Consider the following 21,952-nt stretch of genomic DNA (forward strand, 5'->3'; position numbering starts at 1 on the left):
CTCTCACCGCAGACCCAGCCCACGGGCGATCATGCCGCGCAGGATGTCACGTGTGCCGCCACGCAGCGAGAACGATGGCGCCACCAGCGCCACCGTGTCCAGCGTGCGCAGCAACTCGACCGGCACCGGGGTCTGCCGGGAAAACAGATCGTCCGCGATCCAGCGCGGAACATCCTGCTCGAAGCCGGTACCCAGGTCCTTGACCAGCGCAGCCTCCACGGCGGGACTGTCCCCCCGCACCAGCTTGGCGGTGACGGCGATGGACATGGCGCGCAGCGGTGCGAGTTGCGTCACCAGCCGACCCGCCAGCCGGATGGCGGCCGGGGTGTGGCCCGCTGGCGTGCGCACGAACCGCAGCCATTCGTCGAAAAGCACGATGCTGGAGTACAGGCGCTCGGGCCCGCTGCGCTCGAACGCCAGCTCGGCCGTCACCTGCTCCCAGCCCTGGCCCTCATCGCCGACCAAGGCGTCCGGGTCCAGCGCCACGTTGTCGAAGAAGACCTCGCAGAAATGGCTGCTGCCGGACAGATCGGTGATCGGCCGGACCGTGATGCCGGGCCGTCGCAGATCCACGATCACTTGCGACAGGCCCTTGTGCCGGTCCTGCACCGTGCCCGAGGTGCGGACCAGCGCAATCATGTAGTCGCAATGGTGCGCATTGGTGGTCCAGATCTTCTGGCCATTCAGTACCCAGCCCGTCGGCGTCCGGTCGGCACGCGTGCGCACGGCGGCGAGGTCCGATCCCGCTTGCGGTTCGCTCATGCCGATGCAGAAGAATGCCTGGCCGCGGCAGATGCGCGGCAAGTAGCGTTGCTTCTGCGTTTCGGTGCCGTACTTCAGCAACAAGGGGCCACTTTGCCGGTCGGCCACCCAGTGCAGCGCCACCGGCGCGCCGGCATTCAACAACTCCTCCACCAACACGTAGCGCGTGAACGCGCTGCGCGCCGCGCCGCCATAGGCCGCAGGCAGCCCGAGACCCAGCCAGCCGCGCTGGCCCAGGCGACGGCTGAACCCCGCATCCACGCCATTCCATGACCGCGCCCGTACATGCGCGGGCAGCGCCGCCAGTTCCTGCGCCAGAAAATCACGCACCTCCGTGCGCAGCGCCTCGTCCTCGGCCGGAATGGACGCCGGAGACAGCGATCCGAGCAGGCTCATCCCTTGCCCCCTTGCCCGACCGCGTCGAACTGCGCCAGCCGCTGCCGCAGCACCTCGCGTGCCTCTGTGGCCATGCGGTCGAGCAGTTCCGCGCAGCTCGGAATGTCCTCGATCAGGCCAACGGCCTGGCTGGCCCAGACCAGCCCGCCATCGACCTCCCCGTCCTGCAGCGCAGCGCGGCCGCGCGCACCGGCAACCAGCGGATGGATGTCCTTGAACTCGCAGCCACCGGGGCGGCGCTCGGTTGCCACCACTTCGTCGGAAACCGCGTTCTTGAGCACGCGGCCTGTGTTGCGCAGCGTGCGAAAGATCAGCTGCGTATCGCGCTCGCCGGCGGCCACCAGCGCAGCCTTGATGCGTGGATGGATCGGTGCCTCCTGCGTTGCGCAGAAACGGGTCCCCATGTTCACGCCCTCGGCCCCGAGCGCCAGCGCCGCGGCCAGTCCACGACCATCGGCGATCCCACCGGAGGCCACCACGCGTCCTCACCCGGATGGCCGGCGCATTCAAAGCCATCGATGGAAATGGCGTCCACCCCATTGCGCTCGGCGGACAGCGCGTGGCGTACCGATGTGCACTTGTGGATGATCTTCACCCCGGCGTCCTTGGCCTTGCGGATGAACTCCTTCGGGTTCTGCCCCGCCGTCTCGAGGATTCGGACGCCTCCGGCGATCACGGCATCCAGGTAGGCCTCGTAAGGCGGCGGGCTGGCCGTTGGAAGAATCGTCAGGTTCACGCCGAACGGCTGATCCGTCATGGATCGGCAGCGTGCGATCTCCTCGCTCAAAGCCTGCGGCGTCGGCTGTGTCAGGGCCGTCAGCACGCCTAGGCCGCCGGCGTTGGAAACCGCCGCGGCCAGGTCGGCACTGCCCACCCATTGCATGCCGCCCTGGATGATGGGAAGGCGGATGCCCAGGAGTTCGGTGATACGGGTCTTCATGTGATCCTTTGGACGATGGAGATGAGAGGCATGCCGTTCTCGGCACAGGAGCGGTCCACCCGTCATTGCGGCTGCACGCCGGAACGCTCGATCACGGCCTTCCATCGGTCGCGCTCGGAGGCTAGGTAGGCGCCGTACTCGGCGGGGGTGCCGCCATAGGGGATGGCTCCCGCGGCGCGCAGGCGCTGCACGAACGCCGGCTGCTGCAATGCCTTGTTGACCGCGCCATTCAAGCGCCGCACGACGTGCTCCGGCGTGCCTGCCGCCACGACGATGCCGGTCCACGCCGTCATCTCGAAACCGGGCAGATTCGCCGCCTCCGCCACGGTGGGTACCTGCGCCAGCATCGGCGAACGTTCCAGCGCCGCGATCGCCAGCGGACGGAGTCGCCCGTCCTGCACGAACGGCATGATCGTCGTCAACGTGGTGACCATCATCTGGGTGCTCCCCCCCGCCAGGCCGACCAGGGCCGGCGCGGTGCCGTTGTACGGAACATGCTCCATCTGCAGGCCCAGTTGCGACAGCAGCAACGCCGGCGCCAGATGGTCGATCGTGCCCGCGCCGGACGATCCGTAGTTGAACTTTCCAGGAGCCCCCCGCACGCGGCCAACGAAATCCTGATAATCGCGGGCCGACATGGACGCACTGACCGCGACCACCATCGGAGCCCCCGCGGTGCGCACGACGGGCATCAGATCCTTCAACACGTCATACCCGGCCGATCGGTAGGTCATGGTCGCCAGCACCAGAGAAGAGGTGTTGTAGAGGATCGTGTAGCCGTCCGCCGGCGCGCCGAGTACGGCACGGGTCGCGATCGTGCTGCCGCCGCCGGCGCGGTTCTCCACCACGATCGGCTGGCCGAGGTCCTCGGCCATCGCCTGCGCGAACATCCTGGCCGTCACATCGGTCGGCCCGCCAGCGGGAAATCCCAGCACCATGCGGATGGGTTTGACCGGATAGGGGTCGGCGGCCACGGCGGCCAGCGCGGCACTCGCCAATGCGGCGCCCCATGCGATGCGGTTCAGAAATTTCATGATGTCTCCTTCTTGTTGAATGGTGCGGGCCGCCGGCGTGTCAGCCCTAGCGACCCGCGAAGATGGCCTGGCGCTTGCCGAAGAAGGCATCCAGGGCTTCCCGGAAATCGTCGGTCCCCACGCTGACGCGGAATGCATCGCGCTCGTCATCGAGCTGGCGATCCAGATCGCGCGCGAAAGACTGCCGCAGCAGCCGCTTCATCCGGCCATAAGCCAGCGTCGGCCCGGCCGCAAGCCGGTGCGCCAGCGCCAATGTCACCTCCTCAAGCCGCTCCGCCGGCACGACCTGGTTGACGATGCCCAGGGCCAGAGCTTCCTGCGCGTCGAAGGTTTCCGAAAGCAGCGCGATCTGCATGGCACGCCGCAGCCCGACCATGCGCGGCAGGTTCCAGGAAGCCGACACGTCGCTGCTGGCCGCCACGTTGACGTAAGCCAGGTTGAAACGCGTGCCCTGAGCCGCGACCGCCAGGTCGCACGCCAACGACAAGCTCAGGCTGCCGCCGGCTACCACGCCCTGCACGCTCGCGATGATGGGTGCGTTCAAGCCGGCCAGGATGCGGACCCCTTCATGCATGCATTCGATCAGTTCCAGGGCGGTCGCATCTGGCGCGTCGCGCAGCGCCGCTAGATCGCCGCCCACACCGAATGCCTTGCCTTCTCCGCGCAGCACGACGGCCCGGACATCGGGGGCGTGCACGAGTGTTCGGCAGATGTCGCGAAACGCCTGCGCCGTGGGCACGTCGAGCGCATTCAGCGCTTGCGCGCGCCGCATGCACACCACCGCGACGCCACCGTCACGCTGCAGCTCCACCCGGCCATGCATGGGAACGGCTGTGTCTTGAATCGTCATCGTCTGTTGGCCCGTGGTCAATGCTCAGCCCGTGAACACCGGCGGGCGCTTGTCCAGGAACGCCGCCACGGCTTCCTGGTGATCCGGCGTCTGTTGCAGCAGCGGCTGCAGCGCTGCGGCCAGCTGCAGGGCCGCCTGCAATGGCAACTCCATGGATTCCCGCATCAGGCGCTTGGTGGCCTGTACGGCCTGACGCGGATTGGCCGCGATGCGCCCTGCGAGCGACATGGCGGCCGGCAACAGCTCGGCTGCTGGAACGACCTGCGACACCAAGCCCCATGCCTGAGCCTGCCGGGCATCGAACAGGTCCCCGGTGAACGCCAGTTCGGCCGCACGCGACAGGCCGACCACGCGCGGCAGGATCCACGCGCCGCCATCGGCGGGAATCAGACCCAGCTTGACGAAGCTGGCGGCGAACTTGGCCTGCTCCGAGGCAATGCGGATATCGCACATGCAGGCCAGGTCGAGGCCGGCGCCCACGGCGGCGCCGTTGATCGCGGCGATCACCGGGACATCCAGCGCCGCCAGCGCCAGCGGAAGTTTCTGGATGCCATCCAGGAATCCCTGGCGCAGCGCGAGCCCCGCCGCACCGCCGGCAGCCTGGCCTTGCATGCTCCGGATATCACCCCCGGCGGAGAACGCCGTGCCGGCACCGGTCACGACCAGCGCCCGCACCCGGGGATCGGACCGCGCGCGCTCGAATGCCTGCAGCAGCTCGACGATGGCGGTGTTACCCGTCAGGGGATTGCGCCGCTCGGGCTCGTTCATGGTGAGCAGCACAATGTTCTCGCGCTGTTCGTAGATCAGAAAATCGGACATGGAGGTATCGTCGGAGAATGGAAAGGGTGGCCTTCAGGCATCCAGCCGCTGGTAGGCGGTCACCACACAGGCGCCACCCAGCCCCAGGTTGTGTTGCAGGCCGAAGCGTGCCTGCTCCACCTGCCGCTCACCCGCCTCGCCGCGCAGCTGCTGCGTGAGTTCCACGCATTGAGCCACCCCGGTCGCGCCCAACGGATGCCCCTTCGACAGCAGACCGCCTGACGGATTGACCACGACCTTGCCGCCGTAGGTGTTGTCGCCGTCGTGGACCATGCGCTCGGCCTCACCCTCGCGGCACAGGCCCAGGCTCTCGTAGCTCAGCAGTTCGTTGTGGGCGAAACAGTCGTGCAACTCCACAACATCCACGTCCTCCGGCCCGATGCCGGCGGACTCGTAGACCTGGCGGGCGGCCTCACGCGCCATGCTGCTGCCGACCAGTGCGCGCATATCTTGCGTGAAGCTTTGCGCCCGATCGGTCGTCATAGCCTGCGCGGCAATGACGACACGCCGGTCCAAGCCGCGACGGGCCGCGAAGTCGCTGGAGCACAGCACCGCGGCCGCGGCACCGCAGGTGGGAGGGCAGGCCATCAGCCGGGTCATCACGCCCGGCCACAGCGTGGGGGCGGCCATGACATCGTCCACCGTCAGGACGTCGCGCAGCACTGCCATGGGGTTGCGCGCCGCGTGCCGGCTCGCCTTGGCACGGATGGCCGCAAATGTCTCCAGGCGCGTTCCGTACAGCCGCATATGGTCGCGACCCGCTCCGCCGAAGTAGCGGATGGCCAGGGGCAGTTCGGCGGTGCCGACCAGTTCATCCGTCCTGGCGTCGAAGTGGTCGAACGGCGTCGGCCGGTCGTCGAACACCGTGCGGATCGCACCCGGTCTCATCTGCTCGAAACCCAGTACCAGCGCGCAGTCGACGGCGCCCGATGCGATCGCCTGCCGAGCCAGGTATAGGGCCGTGGATCCGGTAGCGCAGTTATTGTTGACATTGACGACCGGCAAGCCGGTCATGCCGACCTCGTACAGCACGCGCTGTCCGGCCGTGGAGTCGCCATAGACATAGCCGACGTAGGCCTGCTGCATCTCCTCATAGGGCAAGAGCGCATCGGCCAGGGCCGCTCGAACGGCCTGTGCGCCGAGTTCTAGATAGGGCGGGCTTGCTCCGGGCTTGCAGAACGGAACCATACCGACGCCAACGACATGGACAGTTGAGGTCATAAGCAGGGTGTGTGGAAGTTGGCCGCATCCTAGGCAACACGTCCCGCTCCGCCCACCCCCCGGCTCGGGGGGGCGTGGAAACCCGCGTGCGCTGGATCGCGCCAGCCAGCCCACACCGGCGAATGCGCCGTTAAGAGAAACTTTGCACTTGCGCCATCGTGCGTCTGGTGCTGGCGCAGGGCGCCTCTAGGATGCCTTCCGTACCACCACCGCCACGCGACGGTGGATTCGATGGACCACGGAGACATACCCTTGATGGATTTCAGCAGCTACGAAAAGCTCCTTCTGCGCCGTGACGGCGGCGTGCTGTACGCCACCTTCAACCGCCCGGAAGCCCTCAACGCGTTTGGCGACATCCTCGGCCCGGAGGTCGAGCGCTTCTTCCAGGAGGTGGTGCGTGACGAGACCACGTCGGTCATCGTGCTCAGCGGCGCCGGCAAGGCGTTCAGTGCGGGCGGCGACATCGACGGCATGCAAAGAATGATCGACGCGCCCCACACGTTCCAGGCCGTGTCCCAGCGCTCGCGCCGCATCGTGTTCTCGATGCTGGACTGCGACAAACCCGTGATCGCCAAGATCAATGGCGCGGCCACCGGCCTGGGTGCGTCGATCGCCCTCCTTTGTGACCTCACGTATGCCGCGGCCCACGCCAAGATCGGCGACCCGCACGTCAAGGTGGGGCTGGTGGCCGCCGACGGCGGCACGCTGCTGTGGCCGCAGCTCGTCGGCTTCGCCAAAGCCAGGGAATATCTGCTGACCGGCGACCTGCTCCCGGCCCAGGAAGCCGAACGCATCGGCCTCATCAACCACTGTTTGCCCGCCGAAGAGCTCGACGCCGCCGTGGACGCCATGGCACAGCGCCTGGCCAGCGGCGCCGGCATGGCGATCCGCGGTACCAAGGCCAGCATCAACATCGCGCTCAAGCAGATCGCCCAGGCGGTGATGCCGGCGGCCATCGCGATGGAGGATGTCACGGCGATGAGCGCGGACCACGCCGAGGCCGTGGCCGCCTTTCGCGAGAAGCGCACGCCCGTCTTCACCGGCCGCTGAACTTACCACCGTACGAGCATCCATGGAACTTTTTGAGAGCGCACCGGAAGCCGGGTTTCGCGCGGAGATCCAGGCCTTTCTGGCCGCCCACCTGCCAGCGTCGCTGCGCCGCAAGGTGTTGCATTTCCAGCGGCTGGAAAAAGCGGACTTCGTGCTCTGGCACAACATCCTGGCCGACCACGGGTACGCCGGGCCGATCTGGCCGAAGGACTACGGCGGGACCGGCTGGAATGCCATTCAGCGCAAAATCTTTGACGAAGAGTGTTTCCTTGGCGGGGCGCCCCGGTTGATTCCGCACGTCAACATGATCTGCCCCGTGTTGCAGCGCTACGGCAGCGCGGCACAGAAGGCCCGCTTCCTACCTCGCGTTTGGCGCCTGCAGGACTGGTGGTGCCAGGGCTACTCCGAGCCGGGCGCCGGCTCGGACCTGGCCTCGCTCAAGACCCGCGCGGAGCGCCGTGGCGACGTATATGTCGTTAACGGCCAGAAGACCTGGACCACTTGGGCGCACTGGGCCGACTGGATGTTCTGCCTGGTCCGCACCGGCAGCGGCAAGCCGCAGGCCTCGATCTCGTTCCTGCTGATCGACATGAAGAGCCCCGGCCTGAGCGTGCGTCCCATCATTTCCACCGATGGCGTGCACGATCTCAACGAGGTCTTCCTGGACGATGTCCAGGTACCTGTCGAGAACCTGGTCGGCGAAGAGAACGCCGGCTGGACCATCGCGAAGTTCCTGCTAGCGCACGAGCGCACCGATCTGGCGGGGATCGGACTGTGCAAGCGCTTCCTGTCCTTCGCCCGGCGCGCGATGGGGCCCCTGCTGGCGCATGCACCGACTCCTGCCGATCTGCGTTTGCGCGACCGCCTGGTCCAGCTGGAGCTGGACGTCATGGCGCACGAATGGACGGTGCTGCGCGTGCTGTCTGCCGACGACAGCGGCGAGGCGGCCGGTGCAGCCGCCTCCATCCTGAAGATCCGCAGCACCGAGCTTCAGCAATCAATCACGGCACTGATGCTCGACTGCGCAGGACCTCAGGGCCTGCGCCATCTGCGCGAAGCGCGCGAACAGGACTGGGACCAGGGGCCGGGTGCCGGCCTGCCGGTCGATCCGCTGCACCACGCCCTCGTGGCGCACTACCTCGACTGGCGCAAGGTCACCGTATTCGGCGGCACCACCGAGGTCCAGAAGAACATCGTCGGCAAGACCGTGCTGGGTCTCTGACACGCAAAGACACACCATGGATTTTCAACTCGACGACGACGAGCGCATGCTGGCGGATGCCCTGGAGCGCTTTCTCGAACGTGACACGGGTGGCGACGCCTGGCGCACACCCGACCATCCCGACGCTCCGGCCACGCAGCGCCGCTGGGCGACACTGGCCAACATGGGTCTGATCGGGCTGCACATGCCGACGGAACACGGAGGGTTGGCACGGCCTCCCACGGATTCCTTCATCGTGGCAAGCGCACTCGGCCGCCACGGCGTCGCCCTGCCCTACATCGCCACTGCCGTGGTCGGCGCGCATGCCATAGCCAGTGCAGGCTCGCCCGACCAACAATCGACCTGGCTGCCAGCCATGGCCGCCGGCACGCTGCGTACCGCGCTGGCCGTGGTGGAACCCGGTCCGCGCTTTTCTCTCGACAGCTCGGCCGCGCGTCTCGACGGTGGGCGGCTCAGCGGGCAAAAAAGCGTGGTGACGGATGCCGTCGGCGCTGACTTGCTCATCGTCCCGGCCGTCGGCGACGACGGCGCGCGCCATCTTGTGTGCGTCGCCGCCAATGCGCCCGGTGTCCAAGTGAACCCACAGACCGCCATCGACGGGCGGTGGATCGCCGACATCCGTTTCGACGATGTCGCGGTCGGCTCCGGCCAGATCCTGGGCGAGGCGCCGGCCGCCCTGGTGCTCGAAGAGGCCCTGGACCGTGGCACGGCTGCCCTGTGCGCAGAGGCTTACGGCACCATGGCACGCCTGCTGGACTTCACACTGGAACACCTGCGCGCCCGCGTGCAATTCGGCCAGGCGCTGGCCAAGTTCCAGGTGCTGCAGCATCGGACGGTCGACATGCTGCTGCTGCGCGAGCAGGTCCATTCGGCCGCCCTGCTGGCAGCAGCCCATGCGGCCCACGCGGACGCCGCCGTTCGCCGGCGCCATGTCTCGGCAGCCAAAGCCATGACGGGACGCTACGCACGCCAGTTCGGCGAGATCGCGATGCAAATATTTGCGGGCATGGGCATGACCGATGAACTGCCTGCATCGCGCTGTTTCCGCCGCCTGCTGGCTCTAGACGCGACGTGGGGCGACGCCGGGTTCCATTCCGACCGCTACGCCACCGAGGAGACCCACCTGTGAACGCCGAAGCTCGTCCTGTCTACCGCCGCGCCGAACTGTTGCGATTGTTCGAGCCACGCAGCATTGCGATCGTCGGCATCTCGCCGCGCGCGGGCAGCTTCGGCGAACGCACGCTGGCGCAGCTCGCGCAATTCCCAGGCACGGTCCATCTGGTCAACAAGCGCTACACCACAATCGGCGAGCAAACGTGCTACCCCTCGCTCAGGTCTCTGCCCGTCGTACCGGATTGCGTGGTGCTGGCCGTTGGGCGGGAATCGGTGGAGGACTACGTGCGCGAGTGCGCGGAGCTCGGTGTGGGCGGTGTGGTCGTGTTCGCATCGGGCTATGCGGAGACCGGGCTGCCAGACCGCCAGGAGCTGCAGGCACGGCTGACCGAAATCGGGCGGTGCTCAGGCCTGCGCATCCTGGGCCCCAACTGCATGGGCTTCGCCAACTATGCGGCCGAAACCATCCTGTCCTTCGTGGCGTACTCGTCAAGCGGCGTACCGGCCCGCCCGGCGATTGGCATCGCCAGCCAATCGGGTGCCATGTCCAATGCGCTCGGGCAGGCGACGGAGTTGGGTGTCGCCTTCAGCCACGTGTTGGCCAGCGGCAATTCCTGTGACGTCGACATCGCCGACCTGGTCGCCTACTTGGCCGAGTCGCCCCACTGCGGTGCCATCGCCTGCGTCTTCGAGGGCATGGCCGATCCGCGCCGCTTCATGGAAGCCGCCCGCATCGCCTGGGATGCGCAACGCCCACTGGTCGTCTGCAAGATCGCGACCGGCAGCGACGGCGCGGCCGCCGCCGCTTCGCACACGGGATCGATGGCCGGATCCAACGAAGCCTACCGCGCGGCGTTCGAGCAAGCCGGCGTGATCGTGACCGAGCGCTTTGAGGACCTGCTGGAGATGGCCGGTTTTTTCGCGAAGATGCCGGCACCACGCGCGGACGGTGTCGCCGTGATCAGCACCTCGGGCGGCGCGGCTATCATGGCCGCCGACGCGGCGCAAGCCCGCGGCGTGCCCCTACCCCAACCGGGACCGGCGGCGTGCGCGGTGCTGGAGCAGCGGATTCCGGAGTTCGGTTCGAGCCGCAACCCCTGCGATGTCACGGCGCAGGTGATGTCAGATCCCGACTCGCTGGCCGCCTGCGCCCAGGCGCTGTTTGACGACCCGGCCTTCGGTACGGTGGTCATGGCGCAACCCCAGGCCTATCTATTCGCCGTCCCGCGCATCCAGGCGCTGGGCGAGTTGGCACAGGCCGCGGGCAAGGCGGCGTGCAACGTGCTCATCTCGCAATGGCTCAGCGGCCCCGGCGGCCCGGAAACCGAGCGAAACCCACATGTGGCCCTGTTCCGCTCCATGGACCGCTGCTTCGCCGCGCTCGAGCGCTGGCAAACCTGGCACGCGCGGCGCGGACAGCCCGCGGCACTGGACGCACCGTTCAAGGCGGATGCCAAAGCCCGCGACGAGGTCCACCGCCTGCTCGATGCCGCGTCCGGCTCGATTCTGACGGAACGCGCGGGCAAGCAGGTGCTCGCAGCCTATGGAATCCCCGTGGTGCGGGAGATTCTGACCGCCGACGAGGACGAAGCCGCACGCGCCGCGGCGGAACTGGGTTACCCCGTCGCGCTGAAGGGGGAGTCGCCCGATCTGCCGCACAAGACGGAAGCCGGCGTGGTGCAGCTCCATCTGCGCGACGAAGCGGAGGTCCGGCGAGCTCACGCGCTGATCGTGCAGCGGGCGCACGCGGCCGGCGCGCACGTACGGTTGACCGGCGTGCTGGTGCAGCCCATGGTGCCGCCCGGCCTGGAACTGGTCGTTGGCGCCAAGCGCGATCCGCAGTTCGGCGCGCTTGTCGTCGCCGGGCTGGGCGGGATACTGGTCGAGTTGCTGCGCGACACCACGGTTGCGCTGGCTCCGGTCGGCCCCGTCGCCGCGACGTCCATGTTCGAGAAACTGCGCGGCGCTGCCTTGCTCAATGGCTTCCGGGGCAGTGCGCCCGTAGACAAAGCGGCGCTCGCCGACATCGTCACGCGCCTGTCAGCCCTGGCGGACGATTTCAGCGACCGAATCAGCGAGATCGACGTCAATCCACTCATCTGTTCACCGCGCGGCATCTTCGCCGTCGATGCGCTGCTGGTCCTGGCGCCCGCGCCGCCCGTGACTTCCAGCCCCAGTTTTTGACCGCACCAAAAAGGAGACATTTATGACAACACGCTTGCCACGCCGCCGCCTGCTCGCCGCCATGAGCGGGACCGCGCTCGCCTGCGCCATCCCCACGGGCTGGGCACAAGCCTATCCCGGCAAGAAGCCCATCAAGATCGTCGTGCCCTATGCTGCTGGCGGCTCGCTCGATGCGATGAGCCGCGAGGTGGCAGCGCGGCTACAGACGCAGCTCGGCCAGACCGTGGTCGTCGAGAACAAGCCCGGCGCCGGCACCATGCTGGGCACGCAGACCGTTGCGCGCGCCGAAGCGGATGGCTACACGCTGCTGATCGCGTCCTCCTCCTTCGTCAGCGCCACCGTGTTTTACCGCAAACCCCTCCACAAGATCAGCGAGTTCGCGCCCATCACGCAGTTCGCCAACGACAACCACATGATCGTGGTCAATCCGGCCAAGGTGCCGGTCAGCAATCTGTCTGAGTTCATCGCCCATGTCAAAGCGAACCCCGGAAAGATCAGCTATGGCACTGCGGGTACCGGCACCTCGCCGCACTTGGAAGGCGAGGAGTTCGCACAGTTGGCGGGCATCAAGATGCTGCACGTGCCCTTCAACGGCAGCGCGCCCGGCGTGACGGCCCTGGTTGGCGGCCAAATCGACGCGATGTTTGATGCCTATACCTCCGCGGGGCCGCACGTGCAGACCGGGCGCTTGCGCGCCATCGCCGTGCTGGGCGCCAACCGTTTGATTGAACTGCCCAGCGTGCCGACGGTCGCGGAGTCCGGTTATCCCAGTTACGTGCGCGGTGCCTGGGACGGCCTTCTGGCCCCGGCCGGGACACCGCCAGACATCATCGACCGCCTGCATGCCGCCATGGCGCACGTGCTAAAGGATCCACAGCTGCTGGCGGCCTGGGCCAAGCGCGGCCTGGAACCCATCGGCAGCAGCCCCGCCGAGTTCTCCGCGTTCCTGCAGCAGCAATTGGCCATCAACGAAAAACTCTCCAAAAGCCTCGGACTGCAGCTCGACTGAAGTGGCCGCGCCCGCCGCATCAGGTGGCGGGCGTCCGAACGGTGAAGCGCGGCCGCAGCACACCGGCCGTACTGCCCCCGTCCACCACGTACTCGGCGCCGGTCACGTAGGACGCGGCATCGGAGGCCAGGAAGCACACGACCTCGGCGACCTCCGCGGCCTGGCCGGCCCGCATCAGCGGAACGCTCTCCCCGACCGCCTGGATGCGCTCCTGCCCCATTTCCTCGTGGTTCATTGGTGTGTCGATCAAGCCCGGATGCACGGAGTTGACGCGGATGCCATGGCGGCCGAACTCCACCGCCGCGATCTTGCTCATGCCGCGCACGGCCCACTTGCTGGCGCCGTAGGCGATGGAGTTCTGGTTGCCGCGCAGTCCGGAGGTGGAGGACAGGTTGACGATGGCGCCGCCACCCTCGCGCATCGCCGGCAGTACCGCCCGCATGCCGAGGAAGACACCGACCTGGTTCACCCGCAGGATGCGCTCGTACAGCGCCAGCGAGGTGTCCTCCAGCGGCGCGGTGTGGTAGATGCCTGCGCTCGCCACCAGGATGTCGATGCGGCCGTGCAGGCCAACCACCGCCTGCACCGCGCGCGTCCACCCGGCCTCGTCACCCACGTCCAGCGGCACGAACATCGCGCGTGGCAACTCCCGGGCCAGTGCCGCACCTTGGTCCTCACGCAGATCGGCCACCACGACGGCAGCCCCGCGGGCTGCCAGTTGCCGCGCCACGGCCTCGCCGATGCCGCGCGATGCGCCGGTGACGAGGGCGACCTTGCCCTCGAAGGTCTGTGTGGAAACGCTCATCTCGAACCTTCCCGACGAACGTCAGTTGAACCAGCGGCCGCCATTGACGATCAGCGTTTGCCCCGTCACGAAGCGGCTGTCGTCGCTGGCGAAGAACGCCACGGCGTGGGCGATGTCCTCGGGCTCGCCGAGCATGCCGAGCGGGGTGTCGCCAATGACCTTTTGCAGCTGCTCCGGCGTATGTGCCGCCATGGCCCGCGTCCGGATGTAGCCCGGCGCCACGGTGTTGACGTTGACACGGAACGGCGCCAGCTCGCGCGCCAGCGCCCGCGTGAAGCCGATCAGCCCGGCCTTGGCCGCGGCATACGGCGCGTTGGCCCGCGGCCCGACGAAAGCGGAGTCGGAACCGATGTTAACGATTTTGCCTGACCGGCGTGCCTTCATGTCGGGAATCAGATGGTGCGCACACGCCATGGCCGGCTTCAGGCAGACATCCAGCATCAGGTTCCAGGCCTCGGGCGGCACCTCGCCGAACGGCGCCATGGCCTCGCGCAGGCTGTGGCCGACGTTGTTGACCAGGATGTCGGCCGGGCCGAGCGTGCGGGCCAGGGTTCCGAAGGCCGTATCGACCTGATCGCGCTGCAGGAAGTCGACTTCGCAGCACACGACCGGCCGTCCGGATCCAGTGAGTTCGGCGGCGACTTCGGACAGGGCCGCGGCGTCACGGTCCATCAGGCACAGGCCCGCACCCGCGCGGCCCAGGTGCAAGGCGATGGCCCTGCCGATACCATGCGCCGCGCCAGTCACCACGGCCGTCTTGCTGGCGAACTTCATGTCTTGTCTCCTGTTGCTGTTCCGTCAAAAGCTTACCCTCGCGGCCAAGGTGTGCCAGACAGGCGTTTGTCGCAAGTGCAAAGCTCTGATGAACAGGGCCACCCACCGATGCCGCCCACATCCAGACCAGCCGCATCAGACGCTCCGCGCACATACACCATGAAACTCAAGGAGCTGCAGAACTTCATTGCCGTGGCCACAACCGGCAACATCGCAGCAGCAGCCCGTCAGCAAGCCCTGAGAAGGTCCGGACGAAATGATTTACGTCGCCAGCAAGAACGAGAACGCTACGGCCATACGAGCATCCGCGGCAACCATATGAATCTTGATGTTCCATCCGACCCGGGCCGCCGCCTGCTGGCGCGCGCTACGGCGGGCGAGCAGATGACGGGCTCGATCATCAACATTTCCTCTGATGCCGGCCCGCGCGCGACATCATCGCGCCAAATCAGCGATTGACCATCTGAACGGCACGCATAAGGGACCGGTTCAACATTCGCGTCAACACGGTTTGCTTCTGCTCTCGGACGTCGCTTCCTACATCACCCGGCCAGCACCTATCAGCCGATGGCAGCTACCCATCGGGCTGTAATGCCGAGCGCCTAAAGCCTGGTCAGAGCGTCGCGCCAGATCAGTGAGCGCTTCGCGGCGAACGCGCGAGGCCCGTCCTGCGATCCCCTTTTGCAATGGCTTGCGCTACTTTTGATGGAACTCCGGCGCGCGCTTGGCGAAGAAGGCGTTGCGCTTTTCACCCGCGTCCTCCGTCGCCTGGGCAATCATGACCGCCCGGTTCTCGAGCTCGATCGCGGCTTCCAGGCTTAACGCCGTCTGGTTGAATCCCAGCGACTGCTTGGTCAGCCAGATGCCCAGGGGCACGTTGACGGCGATCGAGGCCGCCAGTTCAAGCGCCGCCTGCACCAGCTTGTCGTCATCGACGGCACGCAGCACCAGTCCGATGCGCTCCGCCTCGTCGGCCAGGACCGGACGAGCGGTGTAGAGCAGCTCCGCTGCGCGCTGGGCGCCCACGGCGCGGGGCAAGAGATAAGACAGCCTGAGCTCGTGCCCGGTCGCCGCATTGTGAAAGGTGTTGACGAACTTGGCCGACCGCGCCATCAGCGTCATGTCCGAGGCCAGATCGGCGAGCACGTGCGCGGCCTGGAGCCCAAGGCCGACTTCATCATGGCCGGCGGCACCGACTTCGTCCGCGTCGATCCCGAGTACGACTCGGGCATCACCGGCGCGATCAAGACGGCGCGCCTGGCCGAAGCCTTTGGCCTGGACGTGGAGATCCACGCGGTCGGCCCGGCGCACCGCCATGTGATGGGCGCGATCCGCAACTCCAACTACTACGAGGTGGCGCTGGTCGGCCCCGACTGCCCGAACGTGGTGCCGCCGGTCTACACCTGCGGCTACTCGGACCAGATCGACTGCATCGACCGTGACGGCACGGTGCCGGTGCCGGACGGCCCGGGCCTGGGCGTGAGCTACGACTGGGACTGGATCAACAAGCACGCGGTGCAACGCCACGTGTTCGACCTCAGCAAGCGCTGAGTTCCCACAGGCGAGCCGGCCGCGGAGCCGGCTCGCACCCATTGACGACAAGACCCATCGGGAGACAAGCATGCAGCGTTCTGATTTCCTGCGGCGCGGCGCGGCATTGGCCGGCTGGCTCGGCGGCCTGGGCACGCTGCCCAGGTTCGCCAATGCCCAGGCCGCGTGGCCTTCGCGGCCCATCCGCGTGATCGTGCCCACCGCACCCGGCGGCCCGAGCGACCTGGTCGCGCGAACCTGGACCCAGGCACTGGGTGCCGACTGGGGCGCGACCTTCGTCGTGGACAACCGCCCCGGCGGATCGCAGGTCATCGGCACGCAGGCCGTCGCCACGGCCCCCGCCGATGGCTACACCCTGCTGCAGGCCGCCTCCAGCATGGCGACCATGCCGCTGGTGGTGGAGAAGCTGCCCTTCGACGTGAACAAGGACTTCGTCGCGGTCTCGCAGACCCACCTGACGCCGCTGGTGGTCGCCATCGATCCCAGGCTGCCGGTCAAGACCATGGCCGAGCTGGTGCGCTACGCCAAGGAGCACCCAGGCCAGCTGTCGTTCGGCCACACCGGCGACGGCAGCTCGCAGCAACTGGCCACGCGGCTGCTGGCGCAGAAGGCCGGCCTCGCGCAGCTGCTGGAGGTGCCCTACAAGGGCAGCAGCCAGGCGCACCCGGACCTCATCAGCGGCCGCCTGTCGGTGTTGATCGATCCGGTCTCGGCCGTCGCGCCGCACATCAAATCGGGTGCCGTGCGCGCGCTGGCGGTCACCACGGCCACCCGCGTCGCGGCATTCCCGGAGCTTCCCACGGTCGCCGAAAGCGGTGTGCCGGGCTACGAGGTCTCCAGCTGGGGCGGCGTGTTCGCGCCGGCGGACACGCCCAAGGACGTGGTCGGCCGCATCCACCAGGCCTTGCACAAGGCGCTGGGCGCACCCGAGACCACGAAGAAGTTCAGCGACTGGGGCCTGGTGGCAAAAACCAGCACGCCAGCGGAGTTCGACAACTTCGTCAAGGCGGAGGTGGCGCGCTGGCGCGCCGTGATGCTGGCGCCCAGAACCTGAGGCGGGCATCGACATGCAAGAACCACAACGCCTGCCCGCTGCCGACGCCCTGCGCGGCGCCCTGGACCTGCTGCGCGCGGCGGGCCTGGACGCCGAGAAGGCATCCGCCGTGGCCCGCCGGCTGGTATGGGCGTTGCCATGGATCGGTGTTCAATGCGCCCAGCTGGCGACGGCGTGGTGGCGGGATAGAGTTTGGCCATCAAGTCAACGCGATCGACCCCAAGCTACATTCCTCAATCTGAGAGCGGTTACCGCACGCCCTCTTGCCCAGCGCCGAAATCAGGAAAAAAAAGCGACGGGCCAACTCCTGCCATGGCCCGCGCCGCAGCAAAGCGTGACGTGCACAGCTAATCCACCCGGATGCCCTGCGACTTGATCAGGGGTCCGAACGACTCGGTCTCGCGGCGTCCGATGGCCTTGAACTCGGCCGGCGACATCGGGGCCGCCTCGCCACCGATGTCGCGCAGGCGCTGCTGAACCGATGCGGTCGCCAGGGCCTTGTTGATCTCCTGGTTCAGCGTCGCGACGATGTGCGCGGGTGTCTTGGCGGGCGCATAGACGCCGACCCAGGTGTCCCAGTCCATGTTCTTGAAGCCCTGCTCGCTCAGGGTCGGCACATCGGGAAACAGCGGCGAACGCGTCTTGCTGGCGACCGCCAGCAGCTTGATCTTGCCCGCGCGCGCATGCTGGGCGCCCAGGCCGGGGTCGAACAGGAAATCGATCTGCTCGGCCAGCAGATCCTGCAAGGTGGCGGACGCGCCACGGTACGGCACATGGGTGATGGAGGTGCCGGTGCTGATCTTGAACAGCTCGCCGACCAGGTGGGTGGTGCTGCCCGCGCCCGCGGAACCATAGGTCAGCTTGCCGGGATGCGCCTTGGCGTAGTCCACCAGCGCGGCCGTGTCGTTCAGGCCCAGGCCCTTGCGTGTGGCCAGGATCAGCTTCACGCTGCCCAGCGCGCCGACGGCTGCCAGGTCGTGCTGCGCGTCGAACGGCAGCTTGCTGTAGATGAAGGGGTTGACCGACTCGATGCTGGGCGTGGCCACCAGCAGGGTGTAGCCGTCCGGCGTAGCCCGCGCGACGAACTCCCCGGCGATGCCGGCGTTGGCGCCACCCCGGTTGTCCACCACCACGGGCTGCCCCAGCGACTCGCTCATGCGCTGCGCCACGACACGTGCCATGACGTCCAGCGCGCCGCCGGCCGCGTAGCCCACGACCAGCTGGATGGGTTTGGCCGGCCACTGCTGCGCCTGCGCCTGCGCGGCGCCGACCGACAGGCAGGCCAGCGCCAGCTCGCACCAGGCCATCGAACGCGGAAATGAAAGCTGCATGGAGCCTCCTGAAAGTGAGAACACAAAGGGAATGAACATCGAAGCGCGGTGCACGACGGGCGTTGTCGGCACACCGCGCGCACCAGGCGCCGCAGCAGCGGGCGTCAGGTCTTCGGCATCAGGGCGCAGGCACCCGCCTTGGCCGGCGCATAGGCGACCTCGCCCGGGATGGTGGCCATGAGGCGGTAGTAGTCCCAGGGCTGCGCGGACTCGGTGCGCTTCTTGACCTGCATGAGGTACATGTCGTGCACCATCGCGCCGTCCGCGCGGACGTAGCCTTGGGCGAACATGTCGTCGATGCGGGTCGACTTCAGCAGCGCCATCACCTTGTCGGCATCCGTGCTGCCAGCCGCAGCCACCGCCTTGAGCCAGCTCAGCGTGGCGGAGTAGTCGCCGGCCTGGAAGGTCGTCGGCATCTTGCGATGCTTGGCGAAGAAGCGGCGGGCGAAGGCGCGGCTCTTGTCGTTCATGTCCCAGTACCAGCCGTCCGTGAGGTACATGTCGGCGGTGGCATCCAGGCCCAGGCTGTGCACATCGGTGATGAACACCATGAGCCCGGCCAGCCGCATCTTCTGGCCCAGGCCGAACTCCTTGGCCGTCTTGATCGAGTTGATCAGGTCGCTGCCGCCATTCGCCAGACCCAGCACTTCCGCGCCCGAGGCCTGCGCACGCATCAGGTACGCGGAGAAGTCACTGGCATTGAGCGGATGCCGGGTGGCGCCCAGCACCGTGCCGCCAGCGGCCTCGACCACGTCGATGCTGGCCTTCTCCAGCGAATGGCCGAAGGCGTAGTCGGAGGTCACGAAGTACCACTTCTTGCCGCCCTGCTTGAGCATGGCCGCGGCCGTGCCGCGTGCCTGTGCCGACGTGCTGTAGGTGTAGCGCACCATGTAGGGTTGGCAGGCCTCTTCGGTCAGGCTGTCGGCCCCGGCGCCGGCGCTGATGAAGACCTTCTTCTTCTCCTTGGAGATGCTGCTGATGGCCAGCGACGCGGACGAGTTCGACCCGGCCACCACCAGGTCGACCTGCTCCTGGTCCCACCACTGCCGCGCCTTGCTGGCGGCGATGTCGGCCTTGTTCTGGTGGTCGGCCCACAGCACCTCGATCGGCTTGCCCAGCACCTTGCCGCCGTAGTCCTCCACCGCCATGCGCACCGCCTCCAGGCCGCCCGCACCGTCCAGGTCGGAATAGGGGCCGGACATGTCCGTCACGAACCCGATCCTGATCTTCGCCCCCGGTGTCTGCGCGGTGGCCACCATGGCGCACCAGCAGCCCAGCCCGAACGCGATCCAACGCGCTGTCTTCGTCATGTCTTGTCTCCGGTTGCAGTCCCCGGCGGTCGAGCCGCCCTTTTTGCGGGGTGGAAATGCGCTGCTGCCGCGCAGCGCGCGGCGATGCTGCGGGCCTCAGCCCGGTGGCGTCCAGCCCTTGGGCACGCGTGCCCGCTCGATCTTGGCCAGGTCGCAGATGGCATCGGCGATGCCGGAAAAATCCACGCGGCCGTACTCGCTGGCGCGGGCCAGGCTGAACGACTCGAACACCGCGGCGGCCACCGGCATCGGCACCTTGGCCGCATGCGCCGCGCCCAGCACCAGCGACATGTCCTTGTGCGCCAGGTCGATGGTGAAGCCCGGCGTGGTGTCGCCTGCCAGCACCTTGTTGGGAAAGTTCATTCGCAACTGGCCGTTGCTGGCCGAGGTGCCGTACAGCACCTGCAGCGTCTTGGTGATGTCGAGCCCGAAGCGCTGCGACAGCGCCAGCGCCTCGGCGTTGACCTGGCACAGCGTCACGGCCACGTAGTTGTTGACCAGCTTGGTGCGCCCGCCCGTGCCGACGCCGCCGCAGTGGTAGACCGTGGTGCCCATGGCACCGAGCAGCGGCCGCACACGCGCGAAGTCGGCGTCGCTCGCCCCGACCATGAACAGCGACTCGCCGCGGTCGGCATGCTCTGCCAGGCGGCCGACCGGCGCATCCACCACGGACAGGCCGCGCGCCAGCGCCGCCGCCTGCAGCCGGTCCGTCGCCAGCGGATCGATGGTGCTCATGTCCAGCAGCACGCTGCCCTTGGCCGCGTGCGCGAAGATGCCCTCGGCACCGAATGCCACCTGCTCGACCTCGACCGAGCTGGGCAGCATGGTGATGACGATGCTGCAGTCGCGGGCGATCTGGGCCACGTCCTGCCCGGCGCTGGCGCCCAGTGCGCCGAGTTCCTTGACGGCCTGCGCATTGATGTCGAGCACGACGAGCGCAAAGCCCTTCTTGCGCAGGTTGGCGGCCATGGATTTGCCCATGCGCCCCAGGCCGATGAAGCCGATCTTTTCCATGCTGGTGGTCTCCGTTTGAAAGTGTGTGCTCAGTGGCCGATGTAGGCCGTCTTGGTGAGCGTGTAGAAATCCGCGGCGTAGCTGCCTTGTTCGCGCGGCCCGTAGCTCGAGCCCTTGGTGCCGCCGAAGGGCACGTGGTAGTCCAGCCCGGCGGTCGGCAGGTTGACCATCGCCAGGCCGCTCTTGACGTTCAGGCGGAAGTGCGTGGCGCGCTTGTGCGAGTTGGTGCAGATGCCGGCCGACAGCCCGAACGCCGAGTCGTTGGCCAGCGCCAGCGCCTCGTCGTAGTCGCGAGCGCGGATGACGGTGGCGAACGGCCCGAACACCTCTTCGCGGTTGATGCGCATGTCGTTGCGCGTGCCCGCGAACAGGGCCGGCTGCATGTAGAAGCCGGGCGTCTCGCGCTCGAGCAACTCGCCGCCTTCGACCAGTTCGGCGCCCTCGTCGCGGCCGATGCCGATGTAGCGCTGCACCATGTCGAGCTGGCGCTGGTTGATGACGGGGCCGATGTCGGTGCCGGCCGCCAGCGCCGGCCCGACCCGGACCGCGCGCATGCGCTGGCGCAGCGCGTCGACGAAGCGGTCGTGGATAGCATCGACCACGATCAGGCGGCTCGACGCCGTGCAGCGCTGGCCGGCCGAGAAGAACGCGCCGTTGAGCGCGCACTCCACGGCCAGTGCCAGATCCGCGTCCTCCAGCACCACCAGCGGGTTCTTGCCGCCCATCTCGAGCTGGAGGCGCACCATTTTCGCCACGGCCGACTGGGCCAGCTTGCGCCCGGTGGCTACGCTGCCGGTGAAGCTGAGGGCGTCGACACCCTCGACCAGCGCAGCGCCCGCCACCGGCCCCTGGCCGTTGACCAGGTTGGCCACGCCGGCCGGCAGGCCGTTGTGCGCCAGCACGCGCAGCAGTTCGCTGGCAACCCCCGGCGTGTCTTCCGAGGGCTTGAGCACCGCCGTGTTGCCGAACGCCAGGGCCGGCGCCAGCTTCCACGCGGCAATCGCGATCGGGAAATTCCAGGGCGTGATCAGGCCGACCACGCCGATGGGCTCGCGGCTGGTCTGCACGCCGATGTCGGGCCGCACCGACGGCAGGTTCTCGCCGCCGTAGCGCACGGCCTCGCCGGCGAAGAACTGGAAGATCTGGCTGGCGCGCATGACCTCGCCGATGCCTTCGGCGCGCGTCTTGCCGGCCTCGCGCGAGACCAGCGCACCGATCTCCTCCTTGCGCGCCGCCAACTCGATGGCGGTCTTGTGCAGCAGGTCGCTGCGCAGCTGCGTGGTCGTGTGGCCCCAGGCCGGTTGCGCCTGCCGCGCCGCCGCGACCGCCGCGCGCACCTGTGCGGCGTCGGCCTGCGCGAAACGGCCGATGCAGTCGCGGGTGTCCGAGGGGTTGATGCTGTCGAGGCCATCGCCTGCGGCGACCCATTCGCCATCGATGTAGTTGGGTTGGATGTGCATGAGAAGGCGGTCTCCCGTCGCCGGCAGGTGCCGCAGTGGTTGCGAAGCGAGGG

Annotated in this window: 20 protein-coding genes and 1 pseudogene; 8 read left to right on the forward strand and 13 right to left on the reverse strand. The window is 67.8% G+C overall.

Annotated features, from left to right (window positions below; all coding sequences use genetic code 11):
* Positions 1-3: 3 nt before the first annotated feature.
* The 6 genes and pseudogenes from ACSQ4M_RS37535 to ACSQ4M_RS37560 form a co-directional block, all read right to left on the reverse strand.
* Complete coding sequence (locus ACSQ4M_RS37535) at positions 4-1,158, reverse strand: acyl-CoA dehydrogenase family protein (protein WP_436194560.1); 1,155 nt, start codon at positions 1,156-1,158, stop codon at positions 4-6.
* Positions 1,155-2,098: pseudogene (locus ACSQ4M_RS37540) on the reverse strand (NAD(P)H-dependent flavin oxidoreductase). The gene ACSQ4M_RS37535 and the pseudogene ACSQ4M_RS37540 overlap by 4 nt, the downstream one beginning before the upstream one ends.
* A gap of 62 nt (positions 2,099-2,160) precedes the next feature.
* A complete protein-coding gene (locus ACSQ4M_RS37545; protein WP_436194561.1) occupies positions 2,161-3,132 on the reverse strand; it encodes a Bug family tripartite tricarboxylate transporter substrate binding protein in 972 nt (323 codons plus the stop codon).
* Positions 3,133-3,178: 46 nt separating this feature from the next.
* Positions 3,179-3,982, reverse strand: a complete 804-nt coding sequence (locus ACSQ4M_RS37550; RefSeq protein WP_436194562.1) for an enoyl-CoA hydratase/isomerase family protein — start codon at positions 3,980-3,982, stop codon at positions 3,179-3,181.
* 24 nt (positions 3,983-4,006) lie between these two features.
* Complete coding sequence (locus ACSQ4M_RS37555) at positions 4,007-4,801, reverse strand: crotonase/enoyl-CoA hydratase family protein (RefSeq protein ID WP_436194563.1); 795 nt, start codon at positions 4,799-4,801, stop codon at positions 4,007-4,009.
* A gap of 33 nt (positions 4,802-4,834) precedes the next feature.
* Entirely contained in the window at positions 4,835-6,022 is a 1,188-nt protein-coding gene (locus ACSQ4M_RS37560) for a lipid-transfer protein (protein WP_436194564.1), read from the reverse strand.
* Positions 6,023-6,277: 255 nt separating this feature from the next.
* Between ACSQ4M_RS37560 and ACSQ4M_RS37565 the strand changes: the two genes are divergently transcribed.
* The 5 genes from ACSQ4M_RS37565 to ACSQ4M_RS37585 are packed head-to-tail and all read left to right on the forward strand — an operon-like array spanning position 6,278 to position 12,600.
* Complete coding sequence (locus ACSQ4M_RS37565; protein WP_436194611.1) at positions 6,278-7,072, forward strand: enoyl-CoA hydratase/isomerase family protein; 795 nt, start codon at positions 6,278-6,280, stop codon at positions 7,070-7,072.
* A gap of 22 nt (positions 7,073-7,094) precedes the next feature.
* Positions 7,095-8,294 carry an acyl-CoA dehydrogenase family protein gene (locus ACSQ4M_RS37570; RefSeq protein ID WP_436194565.1) on the forward strand — a complete coding sequence of 400 codons (1,200 nt, stop codon included), beginning with the start codon at positions 7,095-7,097 and terminating at the stop codon, positions 8,292-8,294.
* 16 nt (positions 8,295-8,310) lie between these two features.
* Positions 8,311-9,423 (forward strand): acyl-CoA dehydrogenase family protein, encoded by a 1,113-nt coding sequence (locus ACSQ4M_RS37575; protein ID WP_436194566.1) that lies wholly within the window; start codon positions 8,311-8,313, stop codon positions 9,421-9,423.
* Positions 9,420-11,591 (forward strand): acetate--CoA ligase family protein, encoded by a 2,172-nt coding sequence (locus tag ACSQ4M_RS37580; RefSeq protein WP_436194567.1) that lies wholly within the window; start codon positions 9,420-9,422, stop codon positions 11,589-11,591. The genes ACSQ4M_RS37575 and ACSQ4M_RS37580 overlap by 4 nt, the downstream gene beginning before the upstream one ends.
* 22 nt (positions 11,592-11,613) lie before the next feature.
* Entirely contained in the window at positions 11,614-12,600 is a 987-nt protein-coding gene (locus tag ACSQ4M_RS37585; protein ID WP_436194568.1) for a Bug family tripartite tricarboxylate transporter substrate binding protein, read from the forward strand.
* Positions 12,601-12,619: 19 nt separating this feature from the next.
* On the opposite strand, the gene ACSQ4M_RS37590 is transcribed toward ACSQ4M_RS37585, so the two are convergent.
* Positions 12,620-13,405 (reverse strand): SDR family NAD(P)-dependent oxidoreductase, encoded by a 786-nt coding sequence (locus ACSQ4M_RS37590; RefSeq protein ID WP_436194569.1) that lies wholly within the window; start codon positions 13,403-13,405, stop codon positions 12,620-12,622.
* A gap of 21 nt (positions 13,406-13,426) precedes the next feature.
* Positions 13,427-14,179, reverse strand: coding sequence for an SDR family NAD(P)-dependent oxidoreductase (locus ACSQ4M_RS37595; RefSeq protein WP_436194570.1), 753 nt, complete (start codon positions 14,177-14,179; stop codon positions 13,427-13,429).
* 159 nt (positions 14,180-14,338) lie between these two features.
* On the opposite strand from ACSQ4M_RS37595, the gene ACSQ4M_RS37600 reads away from it, so the two are divergent.
* Entirely contained in the window at positions 14,339-14,638 is a 300-nt protein-coding gene (locus tag ACSQ4M_RS37600) for a hypothetical protein (RefSeq protein WP_436194571.1), read from the forward strand.
* Between the two features lie 237 nt (positions 14,639-14,875).
* On the opposite strand, the gene ACSQ4M_RS37605 is transcribed toward ACSQ4M_RS37600, so the two are convergent.
* Positions 14,876-15,325 (reverse strand): enoyl-CoA hydratase/isomerase family protein, encoded by a 450-nt coding sequence (locus tag ACSQ4M_RS37605; RefSeq protein ID WP_436194572.1) that lies wholly within the window; start codon positions 15,323-15,325, stop codon positions 14,876-14,878.
* Here ACSQ4M_RS37605 and ACSQ4M_RS37610 point away from each other — a divergent pair, their 5' ends adjacent.
* Together ACSQ4M_RS37610 and ACSQ4M_RS37615 are read left to right on the forward strand one after the other, a co-directional pair.
* Positions 15,326-15,730, forward strand: a complete 405-nt coding sequence (locus tag ACSQ4M_RS37610; RefSeq protein ID WP_436194573.1) for an enolase C-terminal domain-like protein — start codon at positions 15,326-15,328, stop codon at positions 15,728-15,730.
* 70 nt (positions 15,731-15,800) lie between these two features.
* The gene (locus ACSQ4M_RS37615; protein ID WP_436194574.1) at positions 15,801-16,784 is read left to right on the forward strand and encodes a Bug family tripartite tricarboxylate transporter substrate binding protein; all 984 of its coding nucleotides are present in this window, start codon (positions 15,801-15,803) and stop codon (positions 16,782-16,784) included.
* Between the two features lie 347 nt (positions 16,785-17,131).
* Here ACSQ4M_RS37615 and ACSQ4M_RS37620 read toward each other — a convergent pair whose 3' ends face one another.
* From ACSQ4M_RS37620 to ACSQ4M_RS37635, 4 genes are all read right to left on the reverse strand, one after another.
* A complete protein-coding gene (locus ACSQ4M_RS37620) occupies positions 17,132-18,115 on the reverse strand; it encodes a Bug family tripartite tricarboxylate transporter substrate binding protein (RefSeq protein ID WP_436194575.1) in 984 nt (327 codons plus the stop codon).
* A 104-nt stretch (positions 18,116-18,219) separates the two neighbouring features.
* Positions 18,220-19,425 carry an ABC transporter substrate-binding protein gene (locus tag ACSQ4M_RS37625; RefSeq protein ID WP_436194576.1) on the reverse strand — a complete coding sequence of 402 codons (1,206 nt, stop codon included), beginning with the start codon at positions 19,423-19,425 and terminating at the stop codon, positions 18,220-18,222.
* A 96-nt stretch (positions 19,426-19,521) separates the two neighbouring features.
* Complete coding sequence (locus tag ACSQ4M_RS37630; protein WP_436194612.1) at positions 19,522-20,472, reverse strand: NAD(P)-dependent oxidoreductase; 951 nt, start codon at positions 20,470-20,472, stop codon at positions 19,522-19,524.
* Positions 20,469-21,899, reverse strand: coding sequence for an aldehyde dehydrogenase family protein (locus ACSQ4M_RS37635; RefSeq protein WP_436194577.1), 1,431 nt, complete (start codon positions 21,897-21,899; stop codon positions 20,469-20,471). Before ACSQ4M_RS37635 ends, ACSQ4M_RS37630 begins: the two co-directional genes overlap by 4 nt.
* Between the last annotated feature and the right edge of the window lie 53 nt (positions 21,900-21,952).

Origin of the sequence: Pseudorhodoferax sp. LjRoot39, assembly GCF_964253035.1 — a bacterium.
Classification (GTDB): Bacteria; Pseudomonadota; Gammaproteobacteria; order Burkholderiales; family Burkholderiaceae_C; genus Pseudorhodoferax.